The organism is Pseudomonas sp. NPDC089569 (assembly GCF_050280625.1).
Lineage (GTDB): Bacteria > Pseudomonadota > Gammaproteobacteria > Pseudomonadales > Pseudomonadaceae > Aquipseudomonas.
The window spans coordinates 61,057-82,424 of sequence record NZ_JBNNVQ010000017.1; the positions used below are offsets into that span (position 1 = coordinate 61,057).

Consider the following 21,368-nt stretch of genomic DNA (forward strand, 5'->3'; position numbering starts at 1 on the left):
ATTCCTTTCGAGACATGCCATGACCACCGTCCGCACTCGCATCGCGCCATCGCCTACCGGAGATCCCCACGTAGGTACCGCTTATATCGCTTTGTTCAACTACTGCTTCGCCAAGCAGCACGGCGGTGAGTTCATTCTGCGGATCGAAGACACCGACCAGTTGCGTTCGACCCGTGAGTCCGAGCAGCAGATTTTCGACGCCTTGCGCTGGCTGGGTATCGACTGGAGCGAAGGCCCGGATGTCGGCGGTCCGCACGGTCCGTACCGTCAAAGCGAGCGTGGCGACATTTATCAGAAGTACTGCCAGCAACTGGTCGACATGGGGCATGCCTTCCCGTGCTTCTGCACCGCCGAAGAGCTGGATCAGATGCGTGCCGAGCAGATGGCTCGCGGTGAAACCCCGCGTTACGATGGTCGCGCGCTGCTGCTGTCCAAAGAAGAAGTGGCACGCCGTCTTGCCGCCGGCGAGCCGCATGTGATTCGCATGAAAGTTCCGAGCGAAGGTGTCTGTGTGGTGCCGGACATGCTGCGCGGCGATGTTGAAATCCCGTGGGACCGCATGGACATGCAAGTCCTGATGAAGACCGACGGCTTGCCGACGTACTTCCTGGCCAACGTGGTCGACGATCACCTGATGGGCATCACCCACGTTTTGCGTGGCGAAGAGTGGCTGCCGTCGGCGCCAAAATTGATCCTGCTTTACGAATACTTCGGTTGGGAACAGCCGCAACTGTGCTACATGCCGCTGCTGCGCAACCCGGACAAGAGCAAGCTGTCCAAGCGCAAGAACCCGACATCGGTGACCTTCTACGAGCGCATGGGGTTCATGCCCGAAGCAATGCTCAACTATCTGGGGCGCATGGGCTGGTCGATGCCGGACGAGCGCGAGAAGTTCTCGTTGCAGGAAATGGTCGACAACTTCGACCTCAGTCGCGTTTCCCTGGGCGGGCCCATTTTCGACATCGAGAAACTGTCGTGGCTCAACGGCCAATGGCTGCGTGACCTGCCGGTGGAGGAATTCGCCGCACGCGTGCAGAAGTGGGCCTTCAACGCCGATTACATGATGAAGATCGCCCCGCACGTGCAGGGCCGGGTCGAGACCTTCAGCCAGGTCGCACCGCTGGCCGGGTTTTTCTTCGCCGGTGGCGTGAATCCGGACGCCAGTCTGTTCGAGTCGAAGAAGCTCTCCGGCGACCAGGTCCGTCAGTTGATGCAATTGATCCTGTGGAAGCTTGAAAGCCTGCGTCAGTGGGAGAAGGACACGATCACCGCAACGATCCAGGCCGTCGTCGAATCCCTGGGGTTGAAGCTGCGTGACGCCATGCCGCTGATGTTTGCCGCGATCACGGGGCAAGCCAGTTCGGTATCGGTGCTCGATGCGATGGAAATCCTCGGTCCGGACCTGACCCGTTTCCGCTTGCGCCAGGCGATTGACCTGCTGGGCGGCGTGTCGAAGAAAGAAAACAAAGAGTGGGAAAAGCTGCTGGGCACCATCGCCTGATCCCACGCGTTTGACATTGTTGGAGCCGGCTTGCTGGCGAAGGCGACCTTGAAGCTTGCGTCGATTTCGCGGTCGTCTTCGCTGGCAAGCCAGCTCCAACGACGGGCAAACGCCCAATTTTCGGGGGGGAGGGCGGTAAGTGATTGTTATGTCGGCAAAAAATTTTAAATTTTTTGAAAAATAAGTTTGACAGGCTTCCGATACGCCCTTAAGATTCGCCCCGTCCTCAGCGATGACATCAACGATGAGGGGCTATAGCTCAGCTGGGAGAGCGCTTGCATGGCATGCAAGAGGTCGACGGTTCGATCCCGTCTAGCTCCACCAATTTACAGTTCAAGGTCTGGCCACACCGACCTTGAATCGATCAGTTCTCAGCACTGATCAGTTGTATAGAAGGGTTCGTGTCCCCTTCGTCTAGTGGCCTAGGACACCGCCCTTTCACGGCGGTAACAGGGGTTCGAGTCCCCTAGGGGACGCCACGTTTACCCGCTCTGCGGGATTTTATAAGGGTCATTCAATTATTGAATGGCCCTTTTGTTTGTCTGGCGTTTGGCCAAATCCTCCCTTTCTTTCAAACTGTTCTTCAGACCAGCGGTCACATCCACAACTTGCAGAAAATTATTATGAGAATAATATTCTACTCGTAATATTCGGAGGCACGATGAACGATAAAAAAGCTCAAACCCGCGAACGCATCCTCAAGGCTGCCAGTGCAGCGCTGATCCAGCGTGGCCCGGCCGAGCCGAGCGTGGGCGAAGTGATGGGCGCAGCCGGCCTGACCGTCGGCGGTTTTTATGCGCACTTCGAAAGCAAGGACGCAATGATGCTGGAGGCCTTCAAGCAACTGCTGAGCCGCCGTCGTGACTTGATTGCCGACATGGATGCCGAATTGACCGGAGAAGAACGCCGTGCCCTGGTTGCCGCGTTCTATCTGTCGCGCAAACACCGCGACTCCAGCGAGTCGGCGTGTCCGATTCCGGCCTCGGTCGGTGAACTGGGGCGTCTACCCGAAGCATTCCGGGTCGCACTCAATGAGCATATGGAACTGATGGTCGCGCAGTTGGCGGCCAGCCCTGAAGACACCGACAAAGCCTTGGCCGACATGGCGTTGATGGTTGGCGGCCTGGCATTGGCGCGGGCGTTGGGGCCAGGTGAGTTGTCTGATCGATTACTGCGTGCCGCCAAGTCGGCGGTGCGTTGACCTGAAGGCGACAGCCTGAGGATAGAGCGATGAGCACGTTAAAGTGGGTTCGTGGCGTTAATGGCACCTTGGGTTGGTTTGCCCCGCAACTGGTGGCGAGCAAAATGCGCCTGGCGTTCATGACGCCACGTGAGCTGCCGCCGCGTGACTGGGAGCTCCCGCTGCTGGCGAAGGCCGAGCGAATCACCCTGCGTTTCGGCCTTTCGGCGTTGCGCTGGGGACAAGGGCCGACGGTGCTGCTGATGCACGGCTGGGAAGGGCGGCCGACACAGTTCGCCAGTCTCATCACTGCGCTGGTCGATGCCGGGTATACCGTGGTCGCCCTCGATGGCCCGGCCCATGGCCGCTCGCCGGGCACCGAGGCGAATGTGGTGTTGTTTGCCCGTGCCATGCTCGAAGCATCCGCCGAATTGCCGCCCTTGCAGGCGGTCATCGGTCACTCCATGGGCGGTGCCAGCGCCATGCTCGCGGTGCAATTGGGCTTGCGCACCGAAACTCTGGTCAGCATTGCCGCCCCTGCGAGAATCCTCGGTGTGCTGCGTGGCTTCGCCCGATATGTGCGACTGTCGCCAAAAGCGCGCTCGGCCTTCATTCGCCAGGTCGAGAGGGATGTCGGCATGCGTGCGGCGACGCTGGATGTCGCGCACTACCAACTCGACATGCCCGGCCTGATTGTCCATGCCGAGGACGACAGGCAGGTTCCCGTCAAGGAGTCGCAATTGATTCACGAGGCCTGGTTCGACAGCCGTCTGCTGCGCCTGGAGACGGGCGGGCATCAACGGGTGCTCGCCGACCCTCTGGTGATTGATGGCGTGTTATCACTGCTGGCCGGTCGCAGCCTGCAATCGCGCCAATCGGCTTGAGCTTCCGCTACACTGGCCCGGTCGTAAATATCTGACCGGGAGTAGGGCATGGGCTGGGATCGGGCAACGCCGTTCATCATTGATCTGCAAGTGGGCGCCGAGGACATCGACGGGCTGGGTCACGCCAATAACGCTGTATACGTCACCTGGCTGGAGCGCTGTGCATGGCGCCACTCCCAGCGCCTTGGCCTGGATCTGGTCGAGTATCGGCGGCTGGATCGGGCGATGGCCGTGGTACGGCATGAAATCGATTACCTGGCGGCCGCTTATGAAGGCGATGAGCTGCAATTGGCGACCTGGATCGTCGATTGGGACCAGCGGCTGAAAATGACCCGCCACTTCCAGTTGAAGCGTCCCAGCGACAATTCGACGTTGCTGCGTGCGCAAACCACGTTCGTTTGCATCGAACTGTCCACCGGCAGGCCCAAGCGAATGCCGGCCGAATTCATCGAAGGCTATGGCCCGGCGTTGCAGATCGCGAGCTGATTGATCGTGCGAGGCTTGCCCGCGAAGACGTCATCAGGATCGCAACCACCCGGTCTGACGGAATACCTTCTTCCCCCCGAAAAACAGTAAACTGCCGCACGTTTTTCGTTGAGTGTGTTTTTCATGCAAATTGCCTTGGCGCCCATGGAGGGGTTGGTCGACGACATCCTGCGCGATGTGTTGACTCGCGTGGGGGGGATCGACTGGTGTGTGACCGAGTTCATTCGGGTCAACGACCAGTTGCTGACGCCTGCCTATTTCCACAAGTTCGGCCCGGAGCTGCTCAACGGTGCCCGGACCGCTTCCGGTGTGCCCCTGCGTGTGCAATTGCTCGGTTCCGATCCAGTGTGCCTGGCAGAAAATGCCGCACTGGCTTGCGAGCTGGGGTCCGAAGTGATCGACCTGAACTTCGGCTGTCCGGCCAAGACCGTCAACAAGTCCCGGGGTGGCGCGGTACTGCTCAAGGAACCCGAACTGCTCAATCAGATCGTCGAAACGGTCCGTCGTGCCGTCCCCGCGCACATTCCGGTCACCGCCAAGATGCGCCTGGGCTTCGACAGTCCCGACGGTTCGCTGGTATGTGCCACGGCCCTGGCCGAAGGCGGTGCGGAGCATATCGTGGTGCATGCGCGGACCAAGGTCGACGGCTACAAGCCGCCAGCGCACTGGGAGTGGATCCCTCGCGTGCAGGATGTGGTCAAGGTGCCGGTCTTTGCCAATGGTGATATCTGGAGCGTCGAGGACTGGCGCCGTTGCCGCGAGATCAGTGGCGTGGAAGACATCATGTTGGGGCGTGGCCTGGTGTCCCGGCCCGACCTGGCCCGGCAAATTGCCGCGGCACGAGCCGGTGAAGAAGTGGTGGAAATGACCTGGGCCGAGCTGATGCCGCTGATCCAGGACTTCTGGCTGCAAGCCGTGGCACAGATGACACCGCGCCAATCGCCGGGGCGCCTCAAGCAGTGGCTGGCGATGCTGACCCGCAACTATCCCGAAGCCGTCGAGCTGTTTACGGTCCTGCGGCGTGAAACCGAGCCGGACCGGGTCTCGCATTTACTGGGGCTGCCGGTCGCGGAAGCGGCTTGAAAAAAATCTGAAAAAAATCTCTTGAAAAGCAATCAGTGGTCCCTATCTAAGGGTTACGCGATGCCGAATTCGGGTCGCGGAGACAAACAACTTGCTGATTATTTTCAGGAGATTGACCATGACTACTGCATTTTCCCTGGCGCCTCTGTTCCGTTCCTCGGTAGGCTTCGACCGTTTCAACGACCTGTTCGAAACCGCCCTGCGGAACGAGCCAGGCAGCACTTATCCACCGTACAACGTCGAAAAACACGGTGACGATCAATATCGCATCGTCGTGGCGGCAGCCGGCTTCCAGGAAGAAGACCTGGACCTGCAAGTGGAAAAGGGTGTGCTGACCATCAGTGGCGGCAAACGTGATGCCAGCGAAGGCGTGACCTTCCTGCATCAAGGCATCGCCCAGCGTGCCTTCAAACTGTCCTTCCGCCTGGCGGACCATATCGAGATCAAGGCCGCGGGCCTGAGCAACGGTCTGTTGAGCATCGACCTGTTGCGCGTCATTCCGGAAGAGGCGAAAGCCAAGCGTATCCCGATCAACGGTGCGCAGAAACCGGCCCTGCAACATTGATCCCGACCGCAGGCTAAAAAAAGACCCCGATTTTCGGGGTCTTTTTTTGTCCGTTTCACGTCCAGCCGTAGCGAACCAGGTGAAAGAAGATCGGTGCGGCAAAACACACCGAATCCAGCCGATCAAGCATGCCACCATGGCCTTCGATCATATGCCCCCAGTCCTTTACGCCCCGGTCACGCTTGATCGCTGACATCACGATGCCACCGGCGAATCCCAGCAGATTGATCAGCAGTGCGATGAGCAGCGACTGCCAGGGGGTGAACGGCGTGATCCACCACAACGCACAGCCGATCAGGGAGGCCAGCAGGATGCCTCCGACAAAGCCTTCCACGGTCTTGGAGGGCGACAGGTTCGGGGCAATCTTGCGTTTGCCGAATAATTTGCCGCACACGTACTGCAGCACATCCGACATCTGCACCACGATCACCAGATAGGCGATCAACAGCAGGTTTCGTCCTTCATAGCCTGCGATGTCCAGGGTCAGCAGGGCGGGCACGTGGGATACGCAGAATACCGCGATCATCAGCCCCCACTGGACCTTCGAGGCACGCTCGAGAAAGTGCACGCTGTCACCGCCAAGGGACGCCAGGATGGGCAGCAGCAGAAACACGTAGACCGGAATGAAGATCGAAAACAAGCCGTACCAGTCGTAGTAAATCAGCAGGTATTGCAGGGGGAGCGCCAGATAGAACGCGGCGATCAGTGCCGGGTAATCGCTGCCGCGGGTAGGCGTGAGCGTCAGGAATTCGCGCAAGGCGTAGAACGACACGGTGTAAAACAGCACGATCACCGCAGTTGTGCCGAGCCAGAAGGCGATGCCGATTACCAGCACCATCACCCACCAGGCGTTGATCCGTGCGTTGAGGTTGTCGATCACCGGGTTGGGCGCGTCCCGGCTGCGTCGCTTGAGCAAGAAACCGATCAGCGAGGCCAATAGCAGAAACGCGCCAATACCGCCGAACAACATCAAGGTTTGTCTATCCATGTCAGGATTGCTCTCCGGCCAGGCTCAGCAGCGCTTCGCGACTGCGTTCGAGAAACTGCGCTTTGCTTTCGTCGTCATCCAGGGTCAGTGCAGTGCCGAAACTGATGGTGCACAGCAGTGGCAGCGGCAGGAAACGGCCCTTTGGCATGACGCGATTGAGGTTGGCGATCCACACCGGAATCAATTGGGCCCCGGGATACTGTTTGGCCAGATGGTACAACCCGCTTTTGAAGGGCAGCAGACCCTCCTCGAGGTTGCGCGTGCCTTCGGGAAAAATAATCAGCGAGTCGCCGGTTTCCAGCGCATCAAGCATGGGTTGCAAGGGGTTGTCGGTAGGCTCTTTGCGCTCGCGGTCGATCAGCACACCGTTGAACACCCGATTGATGATGTAGCGCCGCAAAGGGCTTTTCAGCCAGTAGTCCGAGCCGGCCACGGGCCGGGTTATGGTACGCAGTGTCGGCGGAAGCGAGGCCCACAGCAGGACGAAATCGCCATGACTGCTGTGGTTGGCGAAGTAGATGCGCTGCACCGGTTCCGGCGAGCACCCGAGCCACAGGCTGCGGGCACCGGTAAGGAGGCGGGCCGCAGAAGTAATGGCAGAGGCTACTACGGGTTCGAGCATGATCACTCCTTATCCGGCAAAGTTCAGCCAAGGGCTTGCGAGGATGAAAATCAGGGTCGTCAACACTTGAATCACGACCAGCATTGCTTGCGTGCGCAGTAGCTTCAGGGCACCGCCGATGCGTTCGCTCCAGGGGCGACCGCTGCGCGCCACGGGCTGCAAGCCCAACGTAACCAGCGCACTGTCCAGGTCTTGTGTGCGCTCGGCGAGGTCATGAGGGGATGCGGCCAGGTGCTGGAACAGATCGGCATCGAAAGCGACGCGCAGTGCCCAGTATTTTTGCCACAGACCAAGCATTAGCAGGGTACTGGCGCAGATCAATCCGGCGTAACCGGGGCTTGCGATGACGTAATGGCTCAAACCGAGCAGTGCCCCGAGCAGGGTGATCCCGGTGGAAAGTCGATCCAGCACGTCGCCTCGCCGTAGCAGGCTGGCGGTCACCTGCAACTGCATGTCAATAGACACGGCAGCCCTCCATCGGAGTCAGTGAGTGCTCCAGTGCCTGTCGCTGAGTGGCTCTGAAGACCACCCCGGGTCGAGCCTGCTGTATCAGCAGTATCGCTTCATCGATGCTGGCAGCACGGCCGTTATGCAGCAGCCACGCAGCGAGGGCAGTGGCGCTGCGCGAATAACCCAGGGCGCAGCAGACCAGCAGCGGTCCATGCTGACGCAGGCTCTCGATCGCCGCTGCCGCCTCTCGGCATTGCAAGGCGGAAGGGGTAGTCAGATCCAGAACCGGCAGAGCGCGATAGGCGATCCCCTTCTGATTCAGCGACAGTTCGGCACACAGGTCCACTACCGCGGCGAAAGGGCTGTGCTCAAGTTCCCGTCGGGTTGGTATGCGTCCCAGCCAGACGTTTTCGAGCACCAGGTCAGGCTGCGGATGTTTTCGGGTCCACAGACGCGAGTTCAACCAGGCTGCCGCCAGATAGGGCGCCAATAGCCAGTGTACGGCCGGGGACAGCCGCCCATCGGCGCGTTTTTGAAAGCCGCCGGCATCGAGCACGGCGTAATTGAATGCCACCACCAACAGGGCCAGCGCGGGCCAGAACAACCATAGCCACACACCTGCAAAGGCAAACGCCGGTACCGCGAATGCTGTCGCTCCCATCAGATAATACAGCGCCAGGCGCCAACGTTTTCTCTGGGGCGCCAGTCGTGCGCCATGCCATGGGCATGGACCCTCCAGCGGCCACAGCCAGACGCACAGCCACCCGAGCAGGGCACCGGTGGGCAAGTCGATAAAGTGGTGTTGATAAGTGGTCAGCACCGAGATCCCGATCAAGGCGAACCAGCCATGTACCAGCACCTGCCATCGTCCCGGCAGAAAACGGTGATAGCAGGTCCATAACACCACCAGCAGCGCGATGTGCAGGGAAGGCGCCTGATTGAACGGTTTGTCGAATCCAGCAAGTACATCGAAAAGCCAGCCAAACACGCCTTCCAGTTCAGGCCGGGCGAAGGTGAAACGTAGCGGCCAGAGCAGGAAGCAACTGATTGCGACCAGTTGCGCGGTCAGTAGGCGCAAGGCGTGGCGCCTGAGTGCCAGGCGACTGTGTGGAAGCAGCAGTGACAGGCCGTAAAGCAGGTCGATGGACCAGTACGGCACGATGCTCCAGCCCCAGAACGGTATATGGCGCTCCCAGTCGAACACCAGGCTTCCGACATCGGCGCGCTGCGTGGTGACCCAAGTGGCGAAGCCGTAGGTGCCGAAGAACAGCGGCGCCAGCAGCAATAGCCAGAGCAGCGCAACCTTCAGCAGGCCAGGCTCGCGTATTGTCATTATGTTGTGCGCCATCATGATGCCCGTTGCGCAACGGACACGCTGAAGATTCCCCACTCATCAACGCGCATGGCGATCTTGCGAAACCCCGCCGTCTCTACCAACTGATCCATTTCCACCTGAGTGCGCCGACGCATGACCCATGCCTGGCCTTCGCGGTGGCTGGTCAGTGCACGGGCGATCAGTTCCAGTTGCGGGTGCCAGGGTTGGCCGGTGTAGACCAGATAGCCACCGGGTTCCACCGCCTCGGCCAGCCCGGCAAGAGATGCGCCCACCCTTTGATTATCGGCAAACAATTCGTACAGACCAGAGACCACGGCCAGGGTAGGCTTGGGTTGCAGCGCCGCCAAATCGGCGCGGTCGAAGGCATCGCCCTTGATGAAACAGGCGATCCCTTCCAATTGTTTTTCCCGGATCAGTGCATTGCCGTCACGTACGTTGATATCGCTGTAGTCTCGCAGCAGGATCGACTCGGGCAGCGGCTTGACACCCTGCAAGGCTTCGAGAATGTAACGTCCGTGACCTGCGGCAATATCGACGATATGCACTTCACGACCTTGTTCACGCAGTCGCGCCATGGCCAGGCGAAGCAACTCTTCGACATGCAGCTTGCGTTGGCGGATGCCACGCCAGCCGATGGAATTCAGGTAATTGCGGTCGATTGTGCGACCGATACCGAAAGTGCCGGTGGGCTGGTTGCGGTAGACGTAATCCAGAGTGCTACCGGAATCGAAACCGGTCTCGAATCCCAGTCTGATTCCCGCCGACAACTGGCTCCCCAGGCGCATGCTGGCACGGGTCATGCGCCAATAAAGATCACTGGGTGAGTGGCGCGGCAACGGGGTCGCCAACCGCTCGGATTCGGCGCAAGTCGGGCCCAGGCGATCTGCGGTGAGCAGGGAGGGGCGCTCGAACGGTCGTTCGAAGTTCTCCAGGATAAAACGCCGCACGCTGGCAATGGCGGCCTGGCGATCCCTTTCGCCAAGCGTGTCGTGGAAGAATCCAGGCAGGATATGTTTTTCCTTGCACAAGCTGCCCAAACGATCGAAGAACTGCTCCTGCGGCTTGCGATGTACCACGAAATCGGCACCGGAGATCAACAACTGCGTAGGGATCTGGATGGCCTGGGCATCGGCGACGACGCGTTCGGCCGCCTCGTACAAGCCGAGCAGGACGTTCACCGAAATGGCCTTGGTAATCAGCGGGTCACCGTCGTAGCTGGCGACGCGCTGCGGATCATGGCTGAGAAAGCGTGCCTTGACGTAACTGTTGACGAAAAAGTTGCCGCGAAACTTGCGCATCAATGCCAGCCCCTGGCGGGCGAACGGCACGTAGAGTTTGACCTTGAACGCGGGGGATGCCAGTACCAGGGAGCGGATGCGCGGGGCATAGTCGTGGGCCCAGGTGGCTACGATCACGGCGCCGACACTCTGGGCGATCACCGCGAGATTCTCTTCCTCGATCCGGTAGGTCGTGGTCAGGTGCTCGCAAAAGGTCTGCACGTCACGCACGCTGGTGGCGAAACCCGGGCTGTCGCCGCGGGCGCCGGGAGACTGGCCATGGCCTCGGGCGTCCCAGGCGAAGAAATCGATGCCGGGCAGTTCCAGTTCCTCCACCAGATGGGCGATGCGTCCCGAGTGTTCATGGCCACGATGAAACATCAGGATGGCCTTGCGCGGCTCGTCCGGGGCAACGGTAGCTGGCCAATGTTGGTAGAACAGGTCCACGCCGTCGTGGGTGGTGAACGTCTGTTGTAAAGCGTCGCGCATCTTCAAGTCCTTATGCTGAAGTATTGCCTGGTTGTACATCCTTGAGTCCCTGGCGAACCCGGTTGAACAGGGTGCAGATCAATAGCGCGGCGAGGATCGAGAACACGACGTTGATCCACAGTGCGCCGATCCAGCCCAGCGCAATGGCGGTGGCCACGCAGCCCAGCACGAAGGCCCGGTCGCTTTTACCCATGGGGCCGTCATAGCGTCGCGAGGCGCCGACCATCGGACCCAGCACGCCGGCGTATTCACTGAACAGGGCAAGCAGAGTCACCAGCAGCACCAGCCACAGGCTGACGTCGGGCAGAAGGGCAAAGGGCAGGATCAGGGCACAATCTGCGGCAATGTCACAGAGCTCATTGAGATAAGCCCCGAGGCGCGACTGCTGGCCGAACTCCCGGGCCAGCATTCCATCGATGGCGTTGAGCGCCATGCGCACGAACATCCAGACGGGGACCAATGCAAAAATCCAGGGGTGATGGACGAAACCTGCGATGAGCATGCCGGCCAGCAACGAGCCGATGCCCGCGATCAATGTGATCTGGTTGGCGGTGGCGCCGAAATTGAACAATTGTCGAACCAAAGGTCGCAGGAGGTTTTGAAACGCGGGTTTGATCTGATAGACGCTGGGCACTTCGATTGAGTCTCGGCTGATGAACAGTGAGCAGGGATTCGAGTTTTCAGTGTAGATGGCTTATTGACGTGTTCCTGATCGTTGCGCGTGACGATGCCAGCACTCGATGTCGTGAGTGGTTTCAGGTTGATATCAAGGCGCTATGTTTCAGATGCAGAATCTTACAAACGAGCGTAGGAACTCGTGTGTCGGGTATTTCCGAAAGGGTCGTAGGGCATTTCAGCAGTTGCTAACGTCTCGCAGCAGGCATACCACAAGCCCTGCTGGCGCAGACGGGTGACAACTGCATTTTAGGAGTGAGCATGCTCCGAGCGGTGCTCCGACGATAACGCTGGCCGCCTGACACCCCGCGGTGACCTCAGGTTCATCGCGAGCGTGCTCGCTCCTACAGAGGTCTTATCGCAGCAGCTTTTGAAACTCCGCGACCGGCAACGGCTGACTGTGCAGATACCCCTGGTAAAAGTGACAGCCCAGTCCTTGCAGGAACTCCAGCTGTTCTGGCGTCTCCACGCCCTCGGCGATCACTTTCAGTTCCAGGCTGCGCGCCATGGCGACGATGGCGCGGATGATTTCGGCATCGTTGGGGTCGGTGGTGGCATCGCGAATGAATGACTGGTCGATTTTAAGGGTGTCGACCGGCAGGCGCTTGAGGTAGGTCAGCGAAGAATAGCCGGTGCCGAAGTCGTCCATGGCGAAGCTCACGCCGATTTTTTTCAGGCGGCGCATTTTGTTGATGGTGTCTTCCAGGTTCTGGATGACGATGCCTTCAGTGATTTCCAGCTTCAGCATCGAGCAGGGCAGCCCATAGCGGGCGAGGCTCTCCTCGATGCGCTCGACAAAGTCGTTCTGGCGGAACTGGCGCGGGCTGATGTTCACGCAAAGGCTGAAATCCAGCGGATCGATCAGTCCATTGGCGATCAGATGCCTGAAGGCCTGGCACGCCTCGTCGACGATCCAGGTGCCGACCTCCAGAATCAGGCCGCTGTCCTCCAGCACCTTGATGAACTCGGCGGGCGATTGTGCGCCAAGTTCCGGGTGGGTCCAGCGCACCAGTGCTTCGGCGCCGACAATGCGGTTATCCCGGGCATCGAGTTGCGGCTGGTAATGCACGCGGAACTCGCCTCGCGACAGGGCCAGGCGCAGATCGGTTTCCATGCGCAGGCGCTCGCTGGCGGCCTTCTGCATGGTGTTGTGGTACATCTGCGCGGTATTGCGTCCCGAGTCCTTGGCGCGATACAGCGCGATGTCGGCGCGTTTGAGCAGGTCGGTGGGCGTTGAGCCGTGATCGGGGATCAGCGCGATGCCGATGCTCGGTGTCACTTGCAGGCGCTGGCCGTCGAGGAACATCGGCTCGGAGAGCAATTCGCGCAAGGTGTCAGCCAAGTCCCGCACTTGCTGGCTGACGTCATTACGCGAGCCCTCCAGGCCACTGAGCAGTACGACGAATTCGTCGCCACCCAGGCGCGCCACCGTATCCTCCATGCGCACACTGGCCTCCAGGCGCGCGGTGATGATTTTCAGCACCGTATCGCCTACCGGATGGCCGAGCGAGTCGTTGATGTGCTTGAAGTGATCGAGATCGAGAAACATCAGGGCGCCGCGCAGATTGTGGCGTTTGAGCAGGGCAATCTGCTGGCTGAGCCGATCCATCAGCAGTGCGCGGTTGGGCAGGTTGGTCAGCGGGTCGTGATAGGCCAGGTGACGAATCTGCGCCTCGGCATTCTTCAGCAGGCTGACGTCCCGCGCGGTGAGCAGCAGGCAGGCGGTTTCGTTGAGGTTGATCGGTTCCACCGAGACTTCGACAGTCAGCAACTCGCCACGCTTGTTGCGCCCGAGCATTTCCAGATGATGCACCCGGCCCTTGATCTGCAGTTCCGCCAACAGGGCCGAGCGTTGTTTCTCTTCGGCCCAGATGCCGACCTGGTACACCGTGCGGCCGATCACTTCGTCGGCGCGATAGCCGGTCAGGCGGCAGAACCCGTCGTTGACCTCCAGATAGCGCCCGGTGTCGCGCTCGGTGATGGTGATGGCGTCGGGGCTGGAGTGGAAAGCCTTGGCGAACTTCTCTTCGCTGGCCTTGAGCGCAGCTTCCGAGCGTTGCTGCTGGGTAATGTCGCGTAAGGTGGTGACGATGCAAGGCTGCTCGCCGACGCTGATCTGGCGGCTGGAGATCACGCAGGTCAGCGATTGCCCGTCCTTGTGCTGGACAAGGATCGCCACATTGTTCAAGCCCTGCTCGCGGATCACCTGTTCGATCCGCTGCAGGCTCTTGGCCGGGGAGTCCCACAGGCCGATTTCGTCGGCGCTGCGCCCGATCACATCGGCGGCGCTCCAGCCGAAGGTCTGGGTGAAGCTGGAGTTGATCTCGATAAACTGTCCGGTGTCCTGGCGGGTCACGCAGATCGGGTCCGGGCTGACCTGGAACAGGGTGGCGAATTTTTCCTCGGAAGCGATCAGCTGTTGTTCGCGCTCGACCTGCTCGGTGATGTCCAGCAGCGTGCCGGCCATGCGCAGCGGCAGGCCGTTTTCATCGCGGTAGAGTCGGGCGCGGCTTTCCAGGTAACGCGAGCTGCCGTCCGGCAGTTGCACGCGATAGGTCAACTGATAATTGCCGGCCGGGCCTTCACGCAGGCTGCGGTAGGCGTCGCGCATGGTGTCGCGTTCCTCGCCGGGCACGCCTTCGAAAAACTCGTCGAAGGATTCATGGAAAGGCTTGGCCTCCATGCCGTGCAGTTGGGCGGCACGGGCCGAGCCGTAGAGCATGCCGCTGGGGATGTGCCAGTCCCAGGTGCCCAGTTGCGCCGAGTCCAGGGCCAGGTCGAGGCGTTCCTGGCTGTCCTTGAGCGCATGTTCGGCCGCTTTGCGCTCAGTGGTGTCGAGGAACGTGCTCAACAGATAGGGCTGGCCTTCGAGTTCGACCTTTTGCGCACTCAGGATGCCGTCATGGATCTGGCCGTTGCTGGCGCGAAATTGCACCTCCATGCTGGTCAGGTCGCCCTTGGCCTTGGTCGCCTTGACCAATTGCGCCCGTTGCTCGGGGTGTACCCACAGGCCCAGCTCGAGTGTGGTGCGCCCGATCGCGTCCTGTACCGGCCAGCCGAACAGGCTTTCGAAATACTGGTTGGCCTCGGTGATCAGGCCGTCTTCCTGGCGGGTCAGCAGGACCATGTTCGGGCACAGGTGGAACAGGGTGGCGAAACGTTTTTCCGAACTGCTCAATGCCTGTTCGCGCTGGCGCTGGTGGGTGATTTCGCGAATCACGCCGATCATCCGCGGGCGACCGTGCTTGTCGGGCAGCAGGCTGCCGTTGATCTCCAGCCAGTGCAGGCTGCCATCGGGCCAGCGAATGCGGTGGTGCATCGCTTGCTCCAGCGGGGCGCCGGCGATCACCGCATGGAAGGCACGAACCGTTTTTGCCCGGTCCTCGGGCGGCAACAAGTCCAGGTATTCCAGATCGGCCGGCAGCGGTTGTCGCGGATCGAAGCCGAATAGCGCCTGCGTTCCCCGCGACCAACTGATTTGCCCGCGTTCGATGTCCCAGTACCAGGCGCCCAGACGTGCGCCGTTCAGGGCGGCCAGCAATTGCGGGGCACTTTCCCAGCTCTGCTCGGATCGTTGCGGGTCAAGCGCCTGAATTCGCGGCATCGGCGGAATTCGGTCAACAGATTTCGACATCGGCAAGCCTTGGGCTGAAATGGGCGTTGGGCACAGGATTTCGAGGCTCTATAGGATTAGCACAAGTTAGCCTTGAGTCCCTGGCAGGTCGATTTGAGCATCCAGCAAGGCCATGAAGGCCCGCGCTGCATTCGATAGCGTCCGTTCTGTGTGCAGGATATAGCCTAGCTGGCGAGTGAGTTGTATGCCCGGCAAAGGTATTCGCGCAACCTGATCATCGAGCATGGTGCGTGGCAATACGCTCCAGGCCAGGCCGATCGACACCATCATCTTGATGGTTTCCAGATAATTGGTGCTCATGGCGATGTTCGGCGTCAAGCCCTGGGCCTCGAACAGGCGCTGGACGATATGGTGGGTAAAGGTGTTACCGCCTGGAAACACCGCTGGATGCCGGGCAATGTCAGCCAGGCTGACGGTGCCGTTGTTGATGAGCGAATGCTCCGGGGCGACCACGAAATCCAGCGGGTCGTCCCACACCGGCATGGCCTTGACCAGCGCATGGGGTTCCGGTGCCAGGGTGATGACAGCCAGTTCGGCTCGTCCGTGGAGAATTTCTTCGTAGGCCACTTCCGAATCGAGGAATTGAATATCCAGCGCTACCTGCGGGTAACGTCGGGTGAACTCCCTCAGCAGGGGCGGCAAGCGGTGCAGGCCTATGTGGTGACTGGTGGCCAGGGTCAGACGACCGGTCACTTCACCGGTGAGGTTGGTCAGGGCGCGGCGCGTATCATCGAGGACATTCAATATCTGATAAGCGCGCGGCAACAGGGCACGGCCGGCTTCGGTCAAGCCGACTTCCCGACCCAGGCGATCGAACAGTCGCACCTTCAGTTGCTGTTCCAGGCCGGCAATGCGTTTGCTGATCGCCGGTTGTGTCAGGTGCAGCCGTTCACCCGCGCCGGAAAAGCTTCCGGTCTCGGCAATGGCAATAAAGGCATTGAGGTTCGCCAGGTCCATGGGTGGATTCCAGTTGGTTATCCAAAGCATAAAAAATATGAATTTGAGTTATTTAATCTAACCCCATAGGATCAGCCTCACAAGCCAAAGGGTTATTGAAAAGACCCAGGGCATAGAAACAAGCTGATGAGGAAACCGTCTGATGGCCGGCAAAACGCTCTACGACAAGCTCTGGGATTCGCACTTGGTTCAACAGCGCGACGATGGTTCTGCGCTGATCTACATCGATCGTCACATCATCCATGAAGTGACGTCGCCGCAAGCCTTCGAAGGTTTGCGTCTGGCCGGGCGCAAGCCATGGCGTATCGATGCCAACATCGCCACCCCGGACCACAACGTACCGACGACCCCGGAGCGCAAGGGCGGCATCGCTGCCATCGCCGACCAGGTATCGCGTTTGCAGGTCCAGACCCTCGACGATAACTGCGACGAATACGGCATCGTCGAATTCAAGATGAATGACGTCCGCCAGGGCATCGTCCACGTCATCGGCCCGGAGCAGGGCGCGACCTTGCCGGGCATGACGGTGGTTTGCGGTGACTCCCATACCTCGACCCACGGTGCCTTCGGTGCCCTGGCTCACGGTATCGGCACTTCCGAGGTCGAGCACGTGCTCGCAACCCAGTGCCTGGTCGCCAAGAAAATGAAGAACATGCTGGTGTCGGTCGAGGGCACGTTGCCATTTGGCGTCACCGCCAAGGACATCGTTCTCGCTGTGATCGGCAAAATCGGCACGGCCGGCGGCAACGGCCACGCCATCGAGTTCGCCGGCAGTGCGATTCGCGATTTGTCCATCGAAGGCCGCATGACCATCTGCAACATGTCCATCGAGGCTGGCGCCCGTGTGGGGCTGGTGGCGGCGGATCAAAAGACGGTCGACTACGTCAAGGGCCGTCCATTCGCCCCGCAAGGCGAGCAGTGGGACATGGCCGTCGAAGCCTGGAAAGACCTGGTGTCCGACGCCGATGCGGTGTTCGATACCGTTGTCGAGCTCGACGCCACCCAGATCAAGCCGCAAGTCAGCTGGGGCACTTCGCCCGAGATGGTGTTGGCGGTTGACCAGAGCGTGCCGGATCCTGCGAAGGAAATGGACCTGGTCAAGCGCGGTTCGATCGAGCGCGCCCTCAAGTACATGGGGTTGACCGCCAATCAGGCGATCACGGACATTCAACTGGACCGCGTGTTCATCGGCTCCTGCACCAACTCGCGGATCGAAGACCTGCGTGCTGCCGCGGAAATCGCCAAGGGCCGCAAGGTGGCCTCGACCATCAAGCAAGCCATCGTGGTGCCGGGCTCGGGCCTGGTGAAGGCGCAGGCCGAATCGGAAGGCTTGGACAAGATCTTCCTCGAAGCCGGTTTCGAATGGCGTGAGCCGGGTTGCTCGATGTGCCTGGCAATGAACCCGGACCGACTGGAATCGGGCGAGCATTGCGCATCGACCTCCAACCGTAACTTCGAAGGCCGTCAGGGCGCCGGTGGCCGTACCCACCTCGTCAGCCCAGCCATGGCCGCCGCCGCCGCTGTAAACGGTCGTTTCATCGACGTCCGTGAATTGATCCAGGGAGCACAGTAAAGATGAAGGCTTTTACCCAACACACTGGACTGGTCGCGCCTCTGGATCGTGCCAACGTCGACACCGACCAGATCATCCCCAAGCAGTTTCTGAAGTCGATCAAACGCACCGGTTTCGGTCCTAACCTGTTCGATGAGTGGCGTTACCTGGATGTGGGCCAGCCGTACCAGGACAACTCCAAGCGCCCGTTGAACAAGGATTTCGTCCTCAACGCCGAACGTTATCAAGGTGCCAGCGTGCTGTTGGCCCGCGAAAACTTCGGTTGCGGTTCCAGCCGCGAACACGCGCCGTGGGCGCTGGAAGAATACGGGTTCCGCAGCATCATCGCGCCGAGCTACGCCGACATCTTCTTCAACAACAGTTTCAAGAACGGCTTGTTGCCGATCATCCTGAGCGATGCGGAAGTCGATGAGCTGTTCAAGCAAGTCGAGGCCAATCCGGGCTATCAGTTGCAGATCGATCTGCAGGCCCAGACCGTGACCCGTCCGGACGGCAAGGTGTTGAGCTTTGAAATCGACGCATTCCGCAAACATTGCCTGCTCAACGGTCTGGACGATATCGGCCTGACCTTGCAGGACGGCGATGCCATTGCCGCGTTCGAGGCCAAACATCGCGCGAGCCAACCATGGTTGTTTCGCGACGCCTGAGCCAATCCGCAATTGATGTAGCCAGGGCTGACCCAATCGCTGGCAAGCCAGCTCCCACAGGTGATGCGTATCACTGATCCACCGTAGGAGCGAGGCTTGCCCGCGAAGAGGCCGGAACAAACAGCACAAGGCTCACCCCAAAAAAGGAAATCCCCATGACCAGCAACGCCCAGCACAGCCAGGTAGTCCAGAAACAATTCGGTGAACAGGCTTCGGCCTACCTGAGCAGCGCCGTACACGCTCAAGGTACCGAATTCGCACTGCTGCAGGCCGAGCTGGCGGGGCGAGGCGATGCCCGCGTGCTGGATTTGGGCTGCGGTGCCGGTCATGTGAGTTTTCACGTGGCCGCGCTGGCCAGCGAAGTGGTGGCCTACGACCTGTCGCAGCAAATGCTCGATGTGGTGGCCGCCGCGGCGGTCGATCGCGGCATTGGCAACATCGTCACGGTCAACGGCGCCGCCGAGCGCCTGCCGTTCGCCGATGGCGAGTTCGATTTCGTCTTCAGCCGCTATTCGGCGCACCACTGGAGCGATCTTGGCCTGGCTTTGCGGGAAGTGCGGCGGGTGCTGAAGCCGGGCGGGGTGGCAGCGTTCATTGATGTGTTGTCACCGGGCAGCCCGTTGTTCGACACTTACCTGCAAAGCGTCGAAGTGCTGCGCGACACCAGCCATGTGCGCGATTACTCCGCCGGCGAGTGGTTGCGCCAGGTCAGTGAAGCGGGCCTGCATACCCGCACGACCAGCCGTCAACGGTTGCGCCTGGAGTACACCAGTTGGGTCGAGCGCATGCGCACGCCACAGGTGATGCGTGCGGCTATCCGCGAATTGCAGCAATCGATGGGCAACGAAGTACGCGACTATTTCGAGATCGAGGCCGATGGTTCGTTCAGTACCGATGTACTGGTGCTGATGGCTGAACGATAAGCGCTGCACAATAGCCATCGAGCGACAAGACTTTTTCCGGGCGCGCCGAGCGCGCGCCGACTGATGACACGAGGAAAGCATGAGCAAGCAGATTCTGATTCTCCCAGGTGACGGTATTGGCCCGGAAATCATGGCCGAGGCGGTCAAGGTGTTGGAACTGGCCAATGACAAGTTCTCCCTGGGCTTCGAGCTGAGCCACGACGTGATCGGTGGCGCCGCCATCGACAAGCACGGCGTGCCGCTGGCCGATGAAACCCTGGAGCGCGCGCGCGCGGCCGATGCCGTGTTGCTGGGCGCCGTGGGTGGCCCGAAGTGGGACACCATCGAACGTGATATCCGTCCCGAGCGTGGTCTGCTGAAAATCCGTGCGCAACTGGGCCTGTTCGGCAACCTGCGTCCGGCCATCCTGTACCCGCAACTGGCCGAGGCTTCGAGCCTGAAGGCGGAAATCGTTTCCGGCCTGGACATCCTGATTGTTCGCGAGCTGACCGGCGGTATCTATTTCGGCGCACCACGCGGTACCCGCACCCTGGAAAACGGCGAGCGCCAGTCCTACGACACCCTGCCGTACAGCGAAAGCGAGATCCGTCGGATTGCCCGTGTCGGTTTCGACATGGCCATGGTCCGCAACAAGAAGCTGTGTTCGGTGGACAAGGCCAACGTACTGGCATCCAGCCAGTTGTGGCGTGAAGTGGTCGAACAGGTCGCCAAGGATTACCCTGAAGTCGAACTGAGCCACATGTACGTCGACAACGCCGCCATGCAACTGGTGCGTGCACCGAAGCAGTTCGACGTGATCGTCACCGACAACATGTTCGGCGACATCCTGTCCGACCAGGCGTCGATGCTCACCGGTTCCATCGGCATGCTGCCGTCGGCGTCCCTGGACACAAACAACAAGGGCATGTACGAGCCTTGCCACGGCTCTGCGCCGGACATCGCGGGCCAGGGCATTGCCAACCCGTTGGCGACCATCCTGTCGGTGTCGATGATGCTGCGTTACAGCTTCAACCAGCAGGCTGCGGCCGATGCCATCGAACAAGCGGTCAGCCTGGTGCTGGATCAGGGCCTGCGTACCGGTGACATCTGGTCGGCCGGTTGCACTAAAGTCGGTACGCAGCAAATGGGTGACGCAGTAGTCGCCGCGCTGCAGAATCTGTAATCTCTCGGGCCCGCTGCCATTTTCACCCCCGAAAGCAGCGGCCCACTTTTCAAGAAGGTGTAGTTGCGATGAAACGTGTAGGTCTGATCGGTTGGCGCGGCATGGTCGGTTCCGTGCTCATGCAGCGGATGCTGGAAGAGCAGGATTTCGATCTTATCGAGCCGGTTTTCTTCACCACTTCCAATGTCGGTGGCCAAGGCCCGTCCGTGGGCAAGGACATTGCTCCGCTCAAGGACGCTTACAGCATTGAAGAGCTCAAGACCCTCGACGTGATTCTGACCTGCCAGGGTGGCGACTACACCAGCGAAGTCTTCCCGAAGCTGCGCGAAGCCGGCTGGCAGGGCTACTGGATCGATGCCGCTTCCAGCCTGCGCATGCAGGATGACGCGGTCATCGTGCTCGATCCGGTCAACCGCAAGGTCATCGACCAGCAGCTGGATGCGGGCACCAAGAACTACATCGGCGGCAACTGCACCGTCAGCCTGATGCTGATGGGCCTGGGTGGCCTGTTCGAAGCGGGTCTGGTGGAGTGGATGAGCGCCATGACCTATCAGGCGGCTTCCGGTGCCGGCGCGCAGAACATGCGCGAGCTGATCAAGCAGATGGGTGCGACCCACGCCGCTGTCGCCGATCAACTGGCCGATCCGGCCAGCGCGATCCTGGACATCGACCGTCGTGTCGCCGAAACCATGCGCAGCGACGCCTACCCGACCGAAAACTTCGGCGTACCGCTGGCCGGCAGCCTGATCCCGTGGATCGACAAGGAACTGCCGAACGGTCAGAGCCGCGAGGAGTGGAAAGCCCAGGCGGAGACCAACAAGATCCTCGGTCGCTTCAAGAGCCCGATCCCGGTGGATGGCATCTGCGTGCGCATCGGCGCCATGCGTTGCCACAGCCAGGCGCTGACCATCAAGCTGAACAAGGACGATAGAGTTC

At 60.5% G+C, this 21,368-nt stretch carries 19 protein-coding genes and 2 tRNA genes; 13 read left to right on the forward strand and 8 right to left on the reverse strand.

Translation table 11 applies throughout. The features are described from left to right. The first annotated feature begins 19 nt into the window (after positions 1 to 19). The 8 genes from gltX (at position 20) to ACQKP2_RS10715 (ending at position 5,699) form a co-directional block, all read left to right on the forward strand. Positions 20 to 1,501 (forward strand): glutamate--tRNA ligase, encoded by a 1,482-nt coding sequence (gltX, locus tag ACQKP2_RS10680; RefSeq protein WP_427576232.1) that lies wholly within the window; start codon positions 20 to 22, stop codon positions 1,499 to 1,501. A 248-nt stretch (positions 1,502 to 1,749) separates the two neighbouring features. Continuing rightward, positions 1,750 to 1,825, forward strand: a tRNA-Ala gene (locus ACQKP2_RS10685). Positions 1,826 to 1,904: 79 nt separating this feature from the next. Continuing rightward, positions 1,905 to 1,980: transfer RNA gene (locus ACQKP2_RS10690), tRNA-Glu, on the forward strand. Positions 1,981 to 2,162: 182 nt separating this feature from the next. After that, entirely contained in the window at positions 2,163 to 2,702 is a 540-nt protein-coding gene (locus tag ACQKP2_RS10695; RefSeq protein WP_427576233.1) for a TetR/AcrR family transcriptional regulator, read from the forward strand. 29 nt (positions 2,703 to 2,731) lie between these two features. Then, entirely contained in the window at positions 2,732 to 3,565 is an 834-nt protein-coding gene (locus tag ACQKP2_RS10700; RefSeq protein WP_427576234.1) for an alpha/beta fold hydrolase, read from the forward strand. A 48-nt stretch (positions 3,566 to 3,613) separates the two neighbouring features. Next, the gene (locus ACQKP2_RS10705; protein WP_427576235.1) at positions 3,614 to 4,051 is read left to right on the forward strand and encodes an acyl-CoA thioesterase; all 438 of its coding nucleotides are present in this window, start codon (positions 3,614 to 3,616) and stop codon (positions 4,049 to 4,051) included. 123 nt (positions 4,052 to 4,174) lie between these two features. Then, entirely contained in the window at positions 4,175 to 5,134 is a 960-nt protein-coding gene (locus tag ACQKP2_RS10710; protein WP_427576236.1) for a tRNA dihydrouridine synthase, read from the forward strand. A 118-nt stretch (positions 5,135 to 5,252) separates the two neighbouring features. After that, positions 5,253 to 5,699: an Hsp20 family protein gene (locus tag ACQKP2_RS10715; RefSeq protein ID WP_427576237.1), complete on the forward strand. Its 447-nt coding sequence runs from the start codon at positions 5,253 to 5,255 to the stop codon at positions 5,697 to 5,699. Positions 5,700 to 5,754: 55 nt separating this feature from the next. Here the strand turns inward: ACQKP2_RS10715 and ACQKP2_RS10720 are convergent, their stop codons facing one another. The 8 genes from ACQKP2_RS10720 to ACQKP2_RS10755 all read right to left on the reverse strand — a co-directional run bounded on the left by ACQKP2_RS10720 (position 5,755) and on the right by ACQKP2_RS10755 (position 16,127). Then, on the reverse strand, positions 5,755 to 6,687 hold the full coding sequence (locus tag ACQKP2_RS10720; RefSeq protein WP_427576238.1) for a phosphatidate cytidylyltransferase: 933 nt from the start codon (positions 6,685 to 6,687) through the stop codon (positions 5,755 to 5,757). A gap of 1 nt (position 6,688) precedes the next feature. Beyond that, positions 6,689 to 7,309, reverse strand: a complete 621-nt coding sequence (locus tag ACQKP2_RS10725) for a lysophospholipid acyltransferase family protein (protein WP_427576239.1) — start codon at positions 7,307 to 7,309, stop codon at positions 6,689 to 6,691. 9 nt (positions 7,310 to 7,318) lie between these two features. Next, the gene (locus ACQKP2_RS10730; protein ID WP_427576240.1) at positions 7,319 to 7,774 is read right to left on the reverse strand and encodes a hypothetical protein; all 456 of its coding nucleotides are present in this window, start codon (positions 7,772 to 7,774) and stop codon (positions 7,319 to 7,321) included. After that, positions 7,764 to 9,092: a phosphatase PAP2/dual specificity phosphatase family protein gene (locus ACQKP2_RS10735; RefSeq protein ID WP_427576241.1), complete on the reverse strand. Its 1,329-nt coding sequence runs from the start codon at positions 9,090 to 9,092 to the stop codon at positions 7,764 to 7,766. Before ACQKP2_RS10735 ends, ACQKP2_RS10730 begins: the two co-directional genes overlap by 11 nt. Positions 9,093 to 9,106: 14 nt before the next feature. Next, positions 9,107 to 10,861 (reverse strand): bifunctional alpha/beta hydrolase/class I SAM-dependent methyltransferase, encoded by a 1,755-nt coding sequence (locus ACQKP2_RS10740; protein WP_427576242.1) that lies wholly within the window; start codon positions 10,859 to 10,861, stop codon positions 9,107 to 9,109. A 10-nt stretch (positions 10,862 to 10,871) separates the two neighbouring features. Continuing rightward, entirely contained in the window at positions 10,872 to 11,495 is a 624-nt protein-coding gene (locus tag ACQKP2_RS10745) for a CDP-alcohol phosphatidyltransferase family protein (RefSeq protein WP_427576243.1), read from the reverse strand. Positions 11,496 to 11,891: 396 nt separating this feature from the next. Beyond that, positions 11,892 to 15,170 carry a PAS domain S-box protein gene (locus ACQKP2_RS10750; protein ID WP_427576244.1) on the reverse strand — a complete coding sequence of 1,093 codons (3,279 nt, stop codon included), beginning with the start codon at positions 15,168 to 15,170 and terminating at the stop codon, positions 11,892 to 11,894. 66 nt (positions 15,171 to 15,236) lie between these two features. Then, positions 15,237 to 16,127 (reverse strand): LysR family transcriptional regulator, encoded by an 891-nt coding sequence (locus tag ACQKP2_RS10755; protein ID WP_427576245.1) that lies wholly within the window; start codon positions 16,125 to 16,127, stop codon positions 15,237 to 15,239. A gap of 142 nt (positions 16,128 to 16,269) precedes the next feature. Here ACQKP2_RS10755 and leuC point away from each other — a divergent pair, with 142 nt between their 5' ends. From leuC to asd, 5 genes are all read left to right on the forward strand, one after another. Then, entirely contained in the window at positions 16,270 to 17,700 is a 1,431-nt protein-coding gene (gene leuC / locus ACQKP2_RS10760; RefSeq protein WP_427576246.1) for a 3-isopropylmalate dehydratase large subunit, read from the forward strand. A gap of 2 nt (positions 17,701 to 17,702) precedes the next feature. Then, a complete protein-coding gene (leuD, locus tag ACQKP2_RS10765) occupies positions 17,703 to 18,347 on the forward strand; it encodes a 3-isopropylmalate dehydratase small subunit (RefSeq protein WP_121102887.1) in 645 nt (214 codons plus the stop codon). A 155-nt stretch (positions 18,348 to 18,502) separates the two neighbouring features. Next, positions 18,503 to 19,270: a class I SAM-dependent methyltransferase gene (locus ACQKP2_RS10770; RefSeq protein WP_427576247.1), complete on the forward strand. Its 768-nt coding sequence runs from the start codon at positions 18,503 to 18,505 to the stop codon at positions 19,268 to 19,270. A 79-nt stretch (positions 19,271 to 19,349) separates the two neighbouring features. Continuing rightward, positions 19,350 to 20,432 (forward strand): 3-isopropylmalate dehydrogenase, encoded by a 1,083-nt coding sequence (leuB, locus tag ACQKP2_RS10775; RefSeq protein ID WP_427576248.1) that lies wholly within the window; start codon positions 19,350 to 19,352, stop codon positions 20,430 to 20,432. A 68-nt stretch (positions 20,433 to 20,500) separates the two neighbouring features. Beyond that, the coding region (asd, locus tag ACQKP2_RS10780; RefSeq protein WP_427576249.1) for an aspartate-semialdehyde dehydrogenase at positions 20,501 to 21,368 on the forward strand (868 nt) is incomplete at its 3' end.